At 70.3% G+C, this 343-nt stretch carries 1 protein-coding gene; it reads left to right on the plus strand.

Annotated elements, in window-relative coordinates:
• A partial coding sequence (locus tag BYZ73_RS23310) for a hypothetical protein (protein ID WP_181498188.1) occupies window positions 1–343 on the plus strand: 343 nt, incomplete at both ends.

Here is a 343-nt window from a genome sequence, read left to right on the forward strand (position 1 = left end):
AGCCCCTACAGCTTCGCGCAGACCGCCTATGACTTCATGGGCGGGACCTGGGCGGCCGAGCTGACCCTGGCGGCCTTCGATGCCCGCGAAAGCGCCGCGATCTCGGCCTGGCTGGCGGGCCTCAATGGCCCGGCGGGGCGCTTCGAGCTCGACATGGCCGCGATGGACTATGAGGGGCCCCAAGGGACGATCACCGCCGATCCGGTGGTGGCGGTCGCGGCCTCGGCCCGGGCGCAGACGCTGGTGCTGCAGCTCGCCACGGCGGCCGACACTATAATAGTGGGCGATTATCTGACCCTCGACGGCCATCTGCATATCGTGACCGGGGCCGAGGCCCCCACGG

The sequence above is a fragment of the Rhodovulum viride genome, assembly GCF_003265965.1.
Lineage (GTDB): Bacteria > Pseudomonadota > Alphaproteobacteria > Rhodobacterales > Rhodobacteraceae > Rhodovulum > Rhodovulum kholense.